The 14,826-nt window shown below is 67.4% G+C and carries 11 protein-coding genes and 1 pseudogene; 6 read left to right on the top strand and 6 right to left on the bottom strand.

The features are described from left to right. The 3 genes and pseudogenes from ACOJSF_RS00390 to infA all read right to left on the bottom strand — a co-directional run. A pseudogene (locus ACOJSF_RS00390) lies at nt 1–608 on the bottom strand (ribonuclease); the annotation flags it as partial. Continuing rightward, complete coding sequence (locus tag ACOJSF_RS00385; protein WP_420140263.1) at nt 601–1,170, bottom strand: Maf family protein; 570 nt, start codon at nt 1,168–1,170, stop codon at nt 601–603. The gene ACOJSF_RS00385 and the pseudogene ACOJSF_RS00390, both read right to left, overlap by 8 nt. A gap of 10 nt (nt 1,171–1,180) precedes the next feature. Next, a complete protein-coding gene (gene infA / locus ACOJSF_RS00380; protein WP_003049127.1) occupies nt 1,181–1,399 on the bottom strand; it encodes a translation initiation factor IF-1 in 219 nt (72 codons plus the stop codon). A gap of 156 nt (nt 1,400–1,555) precedes the next feature. On the opposite strand from infA, the gene pdeM reads away from it, so the two are divergent. Next, nucleotides 1,556–2,218 carry a ligase-associated DNA damage response endonuclease PdeM gene (pdeM, locus tag ACOJSF_RS00375; protein ID WP_420140262.1) on the top strand — a complete coding sequence of 221 codons (663 nt, stop codon included), beginning with the start codon at nt 1,556–1,558 and terminating at the stop codon, nt 2,216–2,218. A gap of 5 nt (nt 2,219–2,223) precedes the next feature. On the opposite strand, the gene msrA (ACOJSF_RS00370) is transcribed toward pdeM, so the two are convergent. Then, nucleotides 2,224–2,925 (bottom strand): peptide-methionine (S)-S-oxide reductase MsrA, encoded by a 702-nt coding sequence (gene msrA / locus ACOJSF_RS00370; RefSeq protein ID WP_420140261.1) that lies wholly within the window; start codon nt 2,923–2,925, stop codon nt 2,224–2,226. 58 nt (nt 2,926–2,983) lie between these two features. Next, nucleotides 2,984–4,009, bottom strand: coding sequence for a phytase (locus tag ACOJSF_RS00365; RefSeq protein WP_420140260.1), 1,026 nt, complete (start codon nt 4,007–4,009; stop codon nt 2,984–2,986). Nucleotides 4,010–4,182: 173 nt separating this feature from the next. Here ACOJSF_RS00365 and ACOJSF_RS00360 point away from each other — a divergent pair, with 173 nt between their 5' ends. The 3 genes from ACOJSF_RS00360 to ACOJSF_RS00350 all read left to right on the top strand — a co-directional run bounded on the left by ACOJSF_RS00360 (nt 4,183) and on the right by ACOJSF_RS00350 (nt 8,961). Next, nucleotides 4,183–4,914 (top strand): ParA family protein, encoded by a 732-nt coding sequence (locus tag ACOJSF_RS00360; RefSeq protein ID WP_420140259.1) that lies wholly within the window; start codon nt 4,183–4,185, stop codon nt 4,912–4,914. A gap of 22 nt (nt 4,915–4,936) precedes the next feature. Then, the gene (locus ACOJSF_RS00355; RefSeq protein ID WP_420140258.1) at nt 4,937–6,427 is read left to right on the top strand and encodes a hypothetical protein; all 1,491 of its coding nucleotides are present in this window, start codon (nt 4,937–4,939) and stop codon (nt 6,425–6,427) included. Nucleotides 6,428–6,516: 89 nt separating this feature from the next. Continuing rightward, complete coding sequence (locus tag ACOJSF_RS00350) at nt 6,517–8,961, top strand: glycoside hydrolase family 3 N-terminal domain-containing protein (RefSeq protein WP_420140257.1); 2,445 nt, start codon at nt 6,517–6,519, stop codon at nt 8,959–8,961. 70 nt (nt 8,962–9,031) lie between these two features. Here the strand turns inward: ACOJSF_RS00350 and msrA (ACOJSF_RS00345) are convergent, their stop codons facing one another. Next, nucleotides 9,032–9,577, bottom strand: coding sequence for a peptide-methionine (S)-S-oxide reductase MsrA (gene msrA, locus ACOJSF_RS00345; protein WP_420140256.1), 546 nt, complete (start codon nt 9,575–9,577; stop codon nt 9,032–9,034). A 120-nt stretch (nt 9,578–9,697) separates the two neighbouring features. Here msrA (ACOJSF_RS00345) and ACOJSF_RS00340 point away from each other — a divergent pair, with 120 nt between their 5' ends. Both ACOJSF_RS00340 and ACOJSF_RS00335 read left to right on the top strand, forming a co-directional pair. Continuing rightward, the gene (locus ACOJSF_RS00340; protein WP_420140255.1) at nt 9,698–11,017 is read left to right on the top strand and encodes a UDP-glucose dehydrogenase family protein; all 1,320 of its coding nucleotides are present in this window, start codon (nt 9,698–9,700) and stop codon (nt 11,015–11,017) included. Nucleotides 11,018–11,180: 163 nt separating this feature from the next. Next, nucleotides 11,181–14,708: a calcium-binding protein gene (locus ACOJSF_RS00335; RefSeq protein WP_420140254.1), complete on the top strand. Its 3,528-nt coding sequence runs from the start codon at nt 11,181–11,183 to the stop codon at nt 14,706–14,708. The last annotated feature ends 118 nt before the right edge of the window (nt 14,709–14,826 follow it).

The following is a 14,826-nucleotide window of genomic DNA, read 5'->3' as shown; positions in this document are numbered from 1 at the left end:
AGGTCGATCCCGATCGAGCCGGTGATGCCGAAGCGGCGGATCGTCGCCCCCGCCAGCCGCGCTCCTGCAATCGCCAGCCCGGCGGGCGCGATGCTGCCGTCGACATCGATCAGCGTCATCGCGGGCGTGAGCGCGATCCGCAACAAAGCGTCCGGCCGGGCGACCAGCCCACTTGCCGCCTCCTCGACCGCGTCCTGCCATCCGTAAAGGTCGAGGTCGGCCGCGCGGACGGGCAGGGCTGTGTCTCCCAGCCGGCGCAGCAGGTCCGGACCCGGGACAGGTAAAGCATCCGGATCCGCCACGCGGACATGCGGCGGCTTCGTTCCGCCCGCCTCGGGCAGGGCTTCGCGAACGATCATGACCCGAATCGTGGTCCCTTCGGCCACGCCCGGCGGCGGCGCAAGCAAGCGCGCTTCTCTGCCCGCCGGCAATGCCACCAGCCCCCGCCCCGAGGCGTCCGCGCGGCGCAGAAGCCGCGCGTCGAGCACCGCCCCCGCGCGCGGCGCGGGATCGTCGTCACGCTCGATCTCCATTTCGACGATCTCGCCGCGATCGACCAGGGCGGCGCGCATCTCGCCGATCCCGGCCTCGTACAGCCACTCAGCCAAGCGCGATCCCGGCGATGAGCAGCAATGCGCGCGTTTCGAACAGGGGCAGACCGATCACGCCCGAATGGCTGCCGGCCAGCCGGCGGACGAATGCCTCGGCATGCCCCTGGATGGCATAGCCTCCGGCCTTGCCGAGCCCCTCGCCCCCCGCGACATAGGCGTCGATCTCGGCCGCCGACAGCGGCTTGAAGGTGACGATCGTGTCGGCCAACCGGGTGCGCGCGCGGCCATCGGCCCCGATCAGGCATACCGCCGACAGGCAGTGATGGCGACGGCCGGACAGCAGGCAAAGCAGGTCGCGCTGGACATCCTCGGTCTCGGCGGGCGGCAGGATGCGGCGCCCGAGCGCGATGGTGGTGTCGCCGGCCAGCACGACCTCATCCCCGGCACGGGCCACCGCGCGCGCCTTTTCCTCGGCAAGACGCAGAGCATACAGGCGGGGCAATTCGCGCGGGCGCGGCGATTCGTCGATCGCCGGCGCTTCGATCCGGTCGGGCACGACGCCGATCCGGGCAAGCAGATCGCGTCGGCGCGGGCTGGAGGAGGCAAGCACCAGGCGCATGGGCGCCCGTTTACTTGAAGCGGTAGGTGATGCGGCCCTTGGTCAGGTCGTAGGGGGTCAGTTCGACCAGCACCTCGTCGCCGACGAGCACGCGGATGCGGTTCTTGCGCATCTTGCCGGCGGTATGGCCCAGAATCTCGTGGTCGTTTTCAAGCCGCACGCGGAACATGGCGTTCGGCAGCAGCTCGACCACCTGCCCGCGCATTTCAAGCAATTCTTCTTTCGCCAAGCGAAGTCCTCAATATCTCGATTGTGTCGGAAAAGCGCGCCGCCTTAGCCGCTCGGGCCGAAAAAGGGAAGCTGCGCCACGTCTTCATATGGGAAGGTGGCGGGCCGCTTGCCAGCCCGGTTGCGCTGCCGCCGGCCGAATGACTATAGCACGGCCATGGTTCGCTTTTCGTTCTGCGGTGTCGAGCTGGCGGCACTGACCGCCGGCGCGCTTTACTGGCCAGCACGCGACGCGCTGCTGGTGGCGGACCTGCATCTGGAGAAAGCGAGCTGGTTCGCGGGGCGCGGGCAGATGCTGCCGCCCTATGACTCGATCGCCACGCTGACCGAGCTGACCGCGATCCGCGAGGCGACGCAGGCGCGGGAGATCTGGTGCCTGGGCGACAGCTTCCACGATCGCGCCGGCTGCACGCGCCTGCCGGCCGACGCGCGTGCACGCCTGCTCGATCTGACCGCCGTGACGCGCTGGACGTGGATTACCGGCAATCATGACGCCGCGCTGTCCGATCCGTGCGGCGGCATGGTGCGCGACGAGGTGGAAGTGGATGGGCTGGTGCTGCGCCACGAGGCCGACCCCGCCGACCCTCGCCCCGAATTGTCGGGCCATTTTCATCCGAAGCTGCGCCTGTCGCTGCGCGGGCGCCACGTTGCGCGCCGCTGCTTCGTCGCGAGCGGGACCAAGTTGATCCTGCCGGCGTTCGGCGCGCTGACCGGGGGGATGGACGCCGACGATCCCGTGATCCTGCGCGCGGTGGGCGCACGGGCGCAGGCGCTGGTGCCGGTCGAGGATCGTCTGCTGCGTTTCCCGCTCGCCGCCTGACCGGCTCAGCCGCGGACGAGCACCGGGCGCTCGCGCCATGACAGCGGGTAGAGCTGTTTCAGCGCGGTCAATTTCGGCAGGTCGTTGATCCGGATATAAGGCGCGTTGGGATTGCGCGTCAGATAATCCTGGTGATGCCCCTCCGCCGGATAGAAGGCCTGCGCACGCTCGATCCGGGTGACGATCGGCCGGTCCCACAGGCCCGACTTGCCGAGCTGCGTGAGATAGGCCTCGGCGATGCGCTTCTGGCGCGCATCGACCGGAAACAGCGCCGAGCGATATTGCGGACCGATGTCGGGGCCCTGCCCGTCCGCGCGGGTCGGATCGGCGACGACCGAGAAATAGATGCGGAGCAGATCGGCATAGCCGACGACGCGCGGATCGAAGGTGACGCGCACCGCCTCCGCATGGCCGGTATCGCCGTAGGAGACGCGCTCGTAGCGGGCGTCGGCCGCGCTGCCGCCGGTATAACCCGAGACCGCGCCGGTCACGCCCTTCACATGCTGGAACACGCCCTGCACGCCCCAGAAGCAGCCGCCCGCGAAAACAGCGGTCTCGCGCGTCTGTGTCGCCGGAGCGGTAACGAGCGGCGCGGGGGCGGGGATGGCGGTCTCGGCGGCGAGCGAGGTCGAGGCACCCCCGACCAGCGCCACCGCCAGTCCAAGCGCGCCGGCCCCGGCGATGATATTTGCAGACAGGCGACTCATGGCGGCGTCCTCCAGCAGGTGCTTATGCCGTCATCCGGCTGAACCCGCCGTGAAGGCTTCAGGGCAGCGGCCGGCCGAGCGCGGCGGCAATCGCGGCGAGCGGCACCAGCTTGAAGTTCTGCGCGGCGGGCGCGTTGTCCCCGTCCTGCGCGATGAACAGACCGCCCGGAAAGGCCGCCCCGAAGTCGCCGGCCATCGCGGCGATGCCGTCGGTCTCGCTGGTTGCGCCGAATTTGCCGGGACCGACGCGGAAGCGGCCGAGAAAGCGCTCGGTCGCGAGGTCGTAGACCGCATAGGCATTGTCGCCCTGGCTCGACGCGAGCAGCCAGCCGCCGCCGGCGGCCCCGGCGACGACGGCGAGCCCCTCGACATCCGCTACGAGCGTCTTTCCATCCACGCCCGCCACCTTCACGGGCGTCGGCGACCCCGCCGGATCGGCATCGAACCGCCAGATGCCGGCATCCTCCTCCCCCACGTAGAGCCGCCTGGTCCGGGGATCGACCACGCACCCCTCCGACTGCGTCGCGAGCTTGAGCGTGCGGACGACGCGGCCGGCGGGCGCGGCTTCGGCAAGGTCGAGCGCGACCTGCGCGATCGTCCCATCCTTCATCACCACGAACGCGTCCACGGCCTGTCCGCGCGGTGACAGGCAGAGGCCATAGGCCTCGCCCGCGCCTGCCGGCACGGTGCCGAGTGCGGTCAGCGCGGCGCTGGCCGGATCGAGCGTGAACAGCGCGACTTTGCCCGCCGCAGGATCGTTGCGATCGGACGCCGCCACCAAAATCGCCGCGCGCCCGGCGACGCGCGCCTCGACGAGATCGACATTGTTGACGCGGCCGGCCTGGAAGAAGCTCCGCCTCCGCCCGTCAACCCCGTAGACATAGAGACCGGCTTTCTTGTCGGTCCCGATGATCAGGCTGCGCGAGGGGTCCGCCGGATCGCGCCAGATGGCGGGATCGTCCGCCGCGTCGGCATTGGCGGTGCTCACCGGCTCGGTCTCCCCGACCGCCACGACCCGCGGCGCCGGATTGCGCGCCGCGACGGTCGCCCAATCCGCTGCGGGTGCAGTGGCACAGCCGCTCATAAACGCGGCGAGCGTCATAAAACCGTAAGATTTTAGCAGTCTCACCGTCACTTCTCTTTCCGAAAGGTGGCGCTGTCGCAGCCCCGTGCGACAGACAGATGACGGAGCGCTCGCAATGCCCCAGCCGCCCATTCCCTCGCGGACCACGCAACCGGCGGAGCGGTAGGCACAGCATGGCGACGCTTGCGGTCTACAGCGCGAAGGGCGGGGTGGGTAAGACCAGCCTTGCGGTCAACATGGCATGGGCGGCCGCGACCCTGTCGAGCCGGCGCAGCCTGTTGTGGGATCTGGACGCGCAGGCGGCGGCCAGCTTCATCCTCGCCCCCAAAGCCCGCCTGCGCGACGAGGCGCGCACAGTGATCGAGCGCGAGGTGGAGCCCGACCGGCTGATCGTTCCCACCGGTATCGCGAACCTCGACATCCTGCCCGCCGACGCCTCGCTCCGCACGCTCGACCTGCTGTTCGAGGAGATCGGCGCGAAGAAGAGGCTGCAGCGGATCGGCGAGCTCCTCGCCGGGCGCTATGACCGGGTGGTGATCGACTGCCCGCCGGGGCTGGGCATTACCGCCGAACAGGTCATTCGCGGCGCGACCCTGATCCTGCTGCCGCTCATTCCGTCGGCTTTGTCGATGCGCTCGGCCGACGAATTGCGCCGCCATCTCGACCAGCGCCGCAAGGGCGCTCCACAGGTGCTGCCGGTGTTCAACATGGTCGACCGCCGCCGCGCCGCGCACCGCCAGGCAATCGATGACGCGCCGGGCCAGGCCGTCATTCCGATGGCGAGCCTGGTCGAGCAGATGGCCGAGCGGCACGCACCGGTGGGCGCCTATGCGCCGCGCGCGCCGGTGACGCGGGCGATCACGACGCTCTGGCGCGACGTGGAGCGGCGGCTTACCACCCTCTGAACGACAAAGACGGAGAGGATGGATGGAAAAGGGGTGGGTTCGCGCGGCATTGTCCGGCGCGGCGCTGCTGCTGGTCGCGGCTGCACCGGTTTGGACCGCTGAGCAGAATCGCGAGGACATGATGCGCCGGCTGGGCATCACGCGCCTCATCCCCGGCGCGAGCGGCGACCCGACCTCGCCCAGACCCGCCAATTACGACGAGGGCAAGGCGACGCCCTACCCCGACCTGCCCGATCCGCTCACGCTGAAGAACGGGCGTAAGGTGGCCGACGCCCGCACGTGGCGGGAGATGCGCCGGCCCGAGATCCTCGAGGACTATGCGCGTGAGGTCTATGGCCGCGTGCCCGAGGGGCTGCCGCCGGTGCAATGGTCGGTCGTCGCGACCGATCACGAGCGGATGGCCGGGTTTACCCCGGTGCTCGCGCGGCGCGTGATCGGGCATGTGCCGCATCCGAGCGATCCGGCGCGCAGCGTCGACATCCGGATGATGGTGGTCCTGCCCGAACAGGCGAAGGGCCCGGTGCCGGTGCTGATCCTGTTCGGCCCCGACGCCTTCCCCAATCCGTCGTTACCCGATCAGCCGACGGTCGACCGGATCAACGCCGCGCTCAAGGCACTGCTCGTCAAGCAGGATCCGGCGCTGGAGGCGACGTTCGCGGAGCATCAGGCGATGGGCTTCGTCGCGCCGCCCGCGCGCCCGCCCGAACGCGACCGCTTCGGCGATCTGCCGCGCCAGGACCAGCTGATCGCGGCGGGCTGGGGCTATGTCATGCTCGATACGGCGAGCATCCAGGCCGACAATGGCGCGGGCCTGCGCGACGGGATCATCGGCCTTGGCAATAAAGGCGGCCCGCGCACGCCCGATCAGTGGGGCGCGCTGCGCGCCTGGGGCTGGGGCGCCAGCCGCGCGCTCGACTGGCTTTCGACCGATCCCAGGATCGACGGCAAGCGCGTCGGGATCGAGGGCGTCTCGCGCTATGGCAAGGCGGCCCTGGTGGCGATGGCGTTCGACGAACGCTTCGCGATCGGGCTGATCGGATCGTCGGGCAAGGGCGGCACGACGCTGGTCCGCCGCAATTTCGGCGAGCAGGTCGGCAACCTCGCCAGCGGCTCCTTCTACTGGATGGCGGGCAATTTCATGAAATACGACACCAAGGGGGTGTCGAAGCCGGACTTCGACGCCTCTGACCTGCCGGTCGACGCGAACGAACTGATCGCACTCGCGGCGCCCCGCCCGGTGTTCATCAGCTATGGCGTGCCCGAGGAAGGCGACGCGCACTGGCTGGACCACAAAGGCAGCTTTCTGGCGGCGGTGGATGCGGGCCGGGTGTACAAGCTGCTCGGCCGCGATGGCGTGGGCGTCACGGGTCCGCACACGATGCCGCCGGTCGAGACGATGATCGACGGGACGCTTGCGTGGCGCCAACATACGGGCGGGCATACCGACCAGCCCAATTTCCGCCATTTCATCCCCTGGGCCAACCGCCAGCTCGGCATCGAGGCCTCGCGCTGACAAGGGGCCTTTCGCATAGCGTTCGACCTTGCCGATGCTATTGAGCGCGCCAGAACCGTACAGAACGACGCGGGTTGAGGAGCATGAAGATGGGATGGAACAAGGCTAGCCTGCTCGCCGGTGCGGCCGGCATCCTGAGCGCGGCGGTCGCCGGTGCGCAGTCTCAGGCCCCAACCGCGCGCGGCGTCGCGCATCCGGCACTGTGGCCGGCGGCGAAGAGCGCCGGGCTGGTCGACCCGAAGACCGAAGCGTTCGTCACCGGCCTGATGGCCAAGATGACGATCGAGGAAAAAGTCGGGCAGATGATCCAGGGCGACATCAGCACGATCCGGCCCGAGGACCTGCGCAAATATCCGCTCGGCAGCGTGCTCGCCGGCGGTAGCTCGCCCCCGCTCGACAGCCCTGATCGTTCCCCCGCCGCCGCCTGGCTCGCCACCGCGCGCGCGTTCGACAAGGTGGCGAAGGAGGGGCGCCCCGGGCGGCCCTACGTCCCGCTCATCTTCGGGATCGATGCGGTCCACGGCAACAGCAACATCCTGGGCGCGACCGTCTTCCCACACAATGTCGGCCTGGGCGCGATGCACGACCCCGCGCTGATGACGAAAATCGGCCGCGCGACCGCGGTCGAGACCGCCGCCGCCGGCTGGGACTGGGCATTCGGCCCGACGCTGACCGTGCCGCAGGACGAGCGCTGGGGCCGCGCCTATGAGGGCTATTCGGAGGATCCGAAGGTCGTCGCCTCCTATTCCGGGCCGATGGTCGCGGGGCTGCAGGGCGCACCGGGCAAGGGCACGATCCAGCAGGGCTATGTCGCGGCGAGCGCCAAGCATTTCCTGGGCGACGGCGGCACCAAGGACGGCATCGACCAGGGCGACGCCGACATCCCCGAACGGGAGCTGATCGCGATCCACAATGCCGGCTATCCGGGCGCGATCACGGCCGGCACGATGACCGTGATGGCGTCCTTTTCCAGCTGGCAGGGCGCGAAGATGCACGGCAACAAAAGCCTGCTGACCGACGTGCTGAAGGGCCGGATGGGCTTCGATGGCTTCATCGTCGGCGACTGGAACGCGCACGCGCAGCTCGACGGTTGCACCAACGCCAATTGCCCCGGCACCTTCAACGCCGGGCTCGACATGGCGATGGCGCCCGATGGCTGGAAAGGGCTGTTCGACAATACCGTCGCGCAGGTGAAGGCGGGGCAGATCCCGATGGCGCGGGTCGACGATGCGGTGCGCCGCATCCTGCGGGTGAAGGCGAAGCTCGGCCTGTTCGACGCGGCGCGGCCCTATGCCGGGCGGCTCGAGCTGGTCGGCGCGCCCGAGCATCGCGCGATCGCGCGCGAGGCGGTGGCAAAGAGCCTTGTCCTGCTCAAGAATCAGGGCGTGCTGCCGATCAAGGCGAGCGCCAACATCCTCGTCGCGGGGCCGGCGGCGGACGATATCGGGCTCCAGTCGGGCGGCTGGACGCTGTCATGGCAGGGCGACGGCAATACCAATGCCGACTTCCCGGGCGGCACGTCGATCTACGCCGGAATCGCGGCGGCGATGAAGGCGGCGGGGGGCACCGCGACGCTCAGCCCCGACGGGAGCTTCACGGCCAAGCCCGACATCGCGGTCGTGGTGTTCGGCGAGCAGCCTTATGCCGAGATGCGCGGCGATATCCGCACGCTGGAATTCCAGCCGGACGACAAGGTCGCGCTGGCGCTGCTGAAGAAGCTCAAGGCGGCGGGCGTGCCGGTCGTGTCGGTGTTCCTGTCGGGCCGACCTTTATGGGTGAATCCCGAACTCAACCAATCGGACGCGTTTGTCGCCGCCTGGCTGCCGGGTACGGAAGGCGGGGGCGTGGCCGACGTGCTGGTAGGCGATGCCGCGGGCAAGCCGCGCCGCGACTTTGCCGGCACGTTGTCGTTCAGCTGGCCGAAGACCGCCGCGCAATTCACGCTCAATCCCGGCGAGAAGGATTATGATCCGCTCTTCCCGCTCGGCTACGGCCTGACCTATGCCAAGGGCGGTTCGGTGCCGAAGCTGAGCGAGGTTTCGGGCGTCGATCCGAGCCTTGCCAATACCAGCGTCTATTTCGCCAAGGGCCGCGTCCCCGCTCCCTTCTCCTTCGCGACCGACAGCCGCGTCACGCGCACGGCGGTCGATAGCGAGACGCTGCAGGAGGGCGCGGTCCGGCTGACCTGGCCCGGCGGGCAGGAAGCGACCGTGCGGATCGGCGGCAAGCCGATGGACTATCGGCGTGAAACCAACGCCGACATCCAGCTACAAATGACTTACCGCGTCGATCGGACGCCGGCAGCGCCGGTCAGGATCGCCTTTGGATCGGGTAGCATCGATGCAACGAGCCTGTTCAAGACCGGTGGCGCGTGGCGCACGGTAAAGATCCCCCTCGCCTGCTTCCGGAAGGCCGGCACCGACATGACCGACGTGAGCACGGTCTTTTCAGCCGCGACGACCGGGCCGTTCGCGCTGTCGGTATCGGACCTGCGGCTCGCGGCCGATCCGGCCGGAGCGGTCTGCCCGGAGTGACCTTTCACAGGGGTCGCCTGCGAGCCGCTTGGGGCTGGCGCGGCCGGTCGATCCGGCCGCACCGATCCCGTCAGGCCGCCGTCGCGGCCTTCAGGCGTGCGGCATAGCTCTTGCGGAACTTGGCGAGCTTGGGCGCCACGACCGCCTGGCAATAGGGATTCGCGTCGCCCTCCCGCGCGAAATATTCCTGATGATAATCCTCGGCCGGATACCATGCGGCCTCGGGCTCGATCGTGGTGACGATCGGACGATCATGATCCGCCTGCGCGCGGCCGATCGCGGCGCGCGCCTCAGCCTCCTGCTCCGGCGAATGCGGGAAGATGGCCGAGCGATATTGCGGGCCGATGTCGTTGCCCTGCCGGTTGAGCTGCGTCGGGTCGTGCACCGCGAAGAAGATGTCGAGCAGCTCGCCATAGCCGATCACGGCAGGATCGAAGTGGACGCGGATCGCCTCCGCATGCCCGGTGTCGCCACCACAGACCTGGCGGTAGGTCGGATTGACCACCTGCCCGCCGGTATAGCCGCTTTCGACCGCCGACACGCCGACGATGTCATCGAACACCGCCTCGACGCACCAGAAGCAGCCGCCCGCCAGTGTCGCAATCTCTTCAGTCATCGCAAAAACTCCCGTGCCCCGCGAGATGGGGGCGGGGCGCGATGCCGACAAGGCTTGCTTTTCGGCCGCGATATCGCTCTTGCAGCATTTACCAGCGCGGGGCGGGAGGACGGCACACCTATGCGTATCACGATGATCGGCACCGGCTATGTCGGCCTCGTTTCAGGCGCCTGCCTGGCGGAGATCGGCCATGAGATCCGCTGCGTCGACAAGGACGCGAGCAAGATCGAACGCCTGCTGCAGGGCATCATGCCGATCTACGAGCCCGGGCTCGATACGCTGGTTGGGCGCAATGTCGAGGCGGGCCGCCTGTCCTTCACCACCGATCTGGCCGCCGCGGTCGACGGCGCGGACGCGGTGTTCATCGCGGTGGGAACGCCATCGCGCAAGTCGGACGGGCATGCGGACCTGAGCTACGTCTACGCCGCCGCGCGCGAGATCGCCGCGTCGCTGACCGGCCCGACCGTGATCGTCACCAAGTCGACCGTTCCCGTCGGCACCGGCGACGCGATCGAGCGAATCGCCGAGGAAGCCAATCCGGGCATCAAGGTCGACGTCGCGTCCAATCCCGAATTCCTGCGCGAGGGCGCGGCGATCGGCGACTTCATGAAGCCCGATCGGGTCGTGGTAGGCACGCAGACCGACACGGCGCGCGATGTGCTGCAGAAAATCTACGCCCCGCTCGAGGCCGAAGGCGCCCCCATCGTCTTCACCGCACGGCGCACGAGCGAGCTGATCAAGTACGCGGCCAATGCGTTTCTTTCGATCAAGATCACCTTCATCAACGAGATTGCGGACCTGTGCGAGGCGGTCGGCGCGGACGTGCGCGACGTGTCGCGCGGGATCGGGCTCGACAACCGCATCGGCACCAAGTTCCTGAACGCCGGCCCCGGCTATGGCGGGTCGTGCTTCCCGAAGGACACGCTCGCGCTGCTCAAGACGGCCGAGGACTATCAGTCGCCGATCCGCGTGGTCGACGCGGTGGTCTACGTCAACGAGCGCCGCAAGCGCGCGATGGGCCGCAAGGTGCTGAAGGCGATGGGCGAAGGCGATCCGCGCGGCAAAACCGTCGCGATCCTGGGCCTGACCTTCAAGCCCGACACCGACGACATGCGCGAGGCGCCGGCGCTTTCGATCATCCAGGCGCTGCAGGACGTCGGCGTAAAGGTACGCGCGCATGATCCCGAGGGCATGGTGCATGCGCGCGAGCTTCTGAAGGACGTGGAGTTCGTCGATGGCCCGTACGAGGCGGTCGAGGGCGCGCACGCCGTGGCGATCGTGACCGAGTGGGACCTGTATCGCGACCTCGACCTGCCGCGCGTTGCGGGGCTGATGGCCGAGCCGGTGCTGGTCGACCTGCGCAATTGCTACACGCGCGATCAGGCCGAGAAGGCCGGCATGCACTATGAGGCGATCGGTCGGGGCGGCAGCGCGGGGTAACCGTCGCCCTTCATTAGTAGCTCGTTTCACCGCCCTGCTGCATCGCGGCAAACAACTTTCTTGCGCGCGCATTAACCAGCGTTGTTCCAGAGCGTATAAACGAACCAGCCTATGAGAGCCGCAGAGGGCGACCCCTTCGCCCGGCTTTCATGGGAAAATTGGCGTGACCGCTATCGGATCGAATCTGGCCCACGTGACCTACTGGGCGACGCAGAACCCGTTTATTGATCGGTTCAAGACCGCTGGCGACTGGAATGTCCGGAGCGCGACCGGCGCGTATCTCGACGAGAAGCCGCAGGTGGACGAGCATGGCCACCTCACGGGCGTTGGGCAGGATCAGCAGCTTTCGACGTCCTTTGCTGTCGATCCGCTGAGCGCCGGGAACAGCAACGTCTACGTCCTGACCTATACGGGGTCCGCCACGGTGCGCCTGGGCACCGCAAAGATCATCAGCCAGGAGGCCGGCAAGATCGTCTTCGAGTCGACCAATGCGGCCGACGCGCCTGCCATCAACATGCTGCTGCGCGGCATGGACCCGAACGATCCGGTCCGCGACATTCATGTGGTGCGCCAGGACCAGCTCGACCTCTTCAATGCCGGCGAGATCTTCAATCCGGCCTTCATCGACAAGGCGTCGGACTGGAGCGTGCTGCGCTACATGGATTGGGGCAACACGCCCGCGTCGGAGCAGGTCAGCTGGGAAACGCGCGCGACGCTCGACAATGCCACCTGGGCGTCGAAGTCCAACGGCAACGGCGTGCCGATCGAGCTGATGGTCGAACTGGCCAACAAGACCGGCACCGACATGTGGTGGAATGCGCCGACCATGGCCGACGACGCCTATGTCACGGCTGCGCTGACCTACATCCGCGACCATCTCGACCCGTCGCTCAAGGTCCACGTCGAATATACGAACGAGATGTGGAACTGGGGCTACAGCAACTCGAAATGGGCGCTGAACAAAGCCAACGAAATGTGGGGCGTCGACGTCAACAAGGACGGCAAGATCGATCCGAGCAACACTTCGGAAGCCGTCATGGGCGGGTGGATGCAGTTCTACGGCTATCGTTCGGCGCAGATCGCGAAGGTCGCGCAGGACGTTTTCGAAGGGCAGCCCGACGACCGGCTGGCGACGGTGCTGGCGACGCAGACGGCGAATTCCGCGCTGTTCAATTACATGAAGCAGGGCGTGGCGCGCGCCGGCCTTGGCAGCGTGGACGACCTGTTCGACGAGTTCGCGGTCACCACCTATTTCGGCAACCAGATCTCCGCCGCGACGAGCAAGGCCGCCGACAAGGCCAAGGTGCTCGAATGGGCGCGCAGTGGTGAGGCCGGCATGGCGGCCGCGTTCCGCGACATGGAATTCGGCGGCGCGATCGGCAACGACCTCAGCCTCGTCGCACTGTCGAAGCAGCTCGAGCGGCAGGCCGCAATCGCGAAGGCGAACGGGATGACGCTGGTCGCCTATGAAGGCGGCGCGCACCTGACGCCCGCCACCTATACGGGCGAAGAACGCACGCTGATGATGGATTTCATCGACCGGCTGATGAACGATCCGCGCATGGGCGACCTCTACACCAAGATGGTCGACGTCTTTAAGGCCGCCGGGGGCGAAACCCTGATCGCCTTCACCGACACCAGCGACAACCGGGCCTCGGGTTATTGGGGCAATCTGGATAACATCTACGTCGAGTCCAGCCCGCGTTACGACGCATTGAAGGCGGCGGCGGATGACGCGAAACTGGACAAGGCGCTGGAGATCGGGATCGGCGGGTTGCTCCAAGTTTCTGGCGACGGCAGCGCGAACGCCCTGACTGCGGAGGGACCAAGCCATCTGAAGGGCTTGGCGGGCGACGATCTGCTGATCGGCAGTTCGGGAGACGACGTGCTCGATGGCGGCATCGGCAGGGATACGATGAAGGGCGGCGAGGGCAACGACATTTACTACGTCGATGATGTCAATGACCTTGTTGTCGAGAACCGGAATGATGGCACCGACACCGTCATCACCTCGCTTGCCAGCTATACGCTCGGCCGGAACGTGGAGAACCTCACGCTATCGGGGCGGATCAACGTTACCGGTACCGGTAATGAGCTGGACAATGTTATCCGTGCCACCGGCGGCGGGTCCGCCTCACTCTATGGCATGGGCGGCAATGATACGCTGATCGGGGGTAATGGCGACGATCTGCTGGACGGCGGCATCGGCGACGACCGGATGGAGGGCGGTGCTGGCAACGACACCTACGTCGTCAGCTCGGCCAAGGACGTCGTGATCGAAGGGGTCAATGCGGGCATCGACCTGATCCGCAGCAAGGTGAACAACTGGACGCTCGGCGCGAACATCGAGAACCTCACTTATACCGGCGCCTCGACCTTTCTCGGGACAGGCAACGAGCTCGACAACGTCATCAGCGGCGGAAGCGCCAGCCGTGCCAGCCTCTACGGCATGGCCGGCAACGACACCCTGATCGGGACGGCGGGCAACGACATTCTGGACGGTGGTGTCGGCAATGACGTGATGCGCGGCGGGGCGGGCAACGATATCTATTATGTCGACTCGGAATTCGACGTGATCGAGGAGAGCGCGAACGGAGGGGACGACATGGTCTATGTCAGCGCCGCCCGGTACACGCTTTCCGCCAACGTCGAACGGCTCGTGGCGGCGCGCGGCGGTACTTTCATCGGCAATGCCGGTGACAACACGATGATCGCCAGCGACTTCGGCACGGTGCTGCGGGGCATGGATGGGAACGACATCCTGCAAGGCGGTGCGGGCGACGATATTCTCGATGGCGGCACCGGGGCCGATCGGATGGTCGGCGGCGCCGGCAACGACATTTACTATGTCGACAATGCCGCTGATCTCCCGGTCGAATACGCCAATCAGGGCATCGACGAGATTCGCACGACGCTGAACACCTACCGGATTGGCGTCAATTTCGAGGACCTGACCTTCCTTGGTTCGGGGAATTTCGTCGGGACGGGCAATGCGGCCGACAACCGTATCCTGGGCGGCGCGGGCGACGACGTGCTCGACGGCCGCGCGGGCGCCGACACGATGATCGGTTATGGCGGCAACGACACCTATTATGTCGACGACGTCCGCGATCTGGTCATCGAGGAAGCCGGCGGCGGTAACGACATGGTCTATGCCAGCGTCAGCTATACGCTGCCGGTCAATGTCGAGAACCTCTATCTGCAGGTGGGGGCGTCGGACGGTGTCGGCAACGACCTCGACAACGTCATCAACGGCAACAGCCTTGCGAACAAGCTGTGGGGCCTGGGCGGCAACGACACCATCGATGGCGGTGGCGGCAACGATACGATCTACGGTGGCGGCGGGCGCGACGCGCTGATCGGCGGGACCGGCAGCGACACGTTCGTCTTCGCCGAGGGCGAGCTGACGACCGACCGGAACAACACCGCCGCGATCCAGGACTTCTCGCGTGCCGAACGCGACAAGATCGATCTCTCGGGGCTCGACGCCATCCTAGGGAACACGGGCAACGACGCCTTCCGCTTCATCGGCGGCGGCGCGTTCAGCCAGAATGCCGGCGAGTTGCGCGTGCAGGCCAATGGCTCGTTCTACGACGTGTATGGCGACACCAATGGCGACGGGGTCGCGGACTTCCTGCTGCAGGTGACCAGCAAGTCGGGAATGCTCGTCGCGGGCGACTTCGTCCTCTGAGTGTTGGTATGTTGGCAGACCCGGCGGAATTGGCTATTCCGCCGGGTCGGCGGGGAGGGTCGGCACAGCCCGAATCCCTGTCCCGCTGCCCGACCCGGGCACGGGCGGCGCGTGTGAG

Origin of the sequence: Sphingomonas sp. (assembly GCF_048594985.1) — a bacterium.
In the GTDB taxonomy this organism is placed as follows: Bacteria; Pseudomonadota; Alphaproteobacteria; order Sphingomonadales; family Sphingomonadaceae; genus Sphingomonas_I.
The sequence above is the reverse complement of the archived record's forward strand: the minus strand, read 5'-3'. Positions and strand labels throughout refer to the sequence as shown.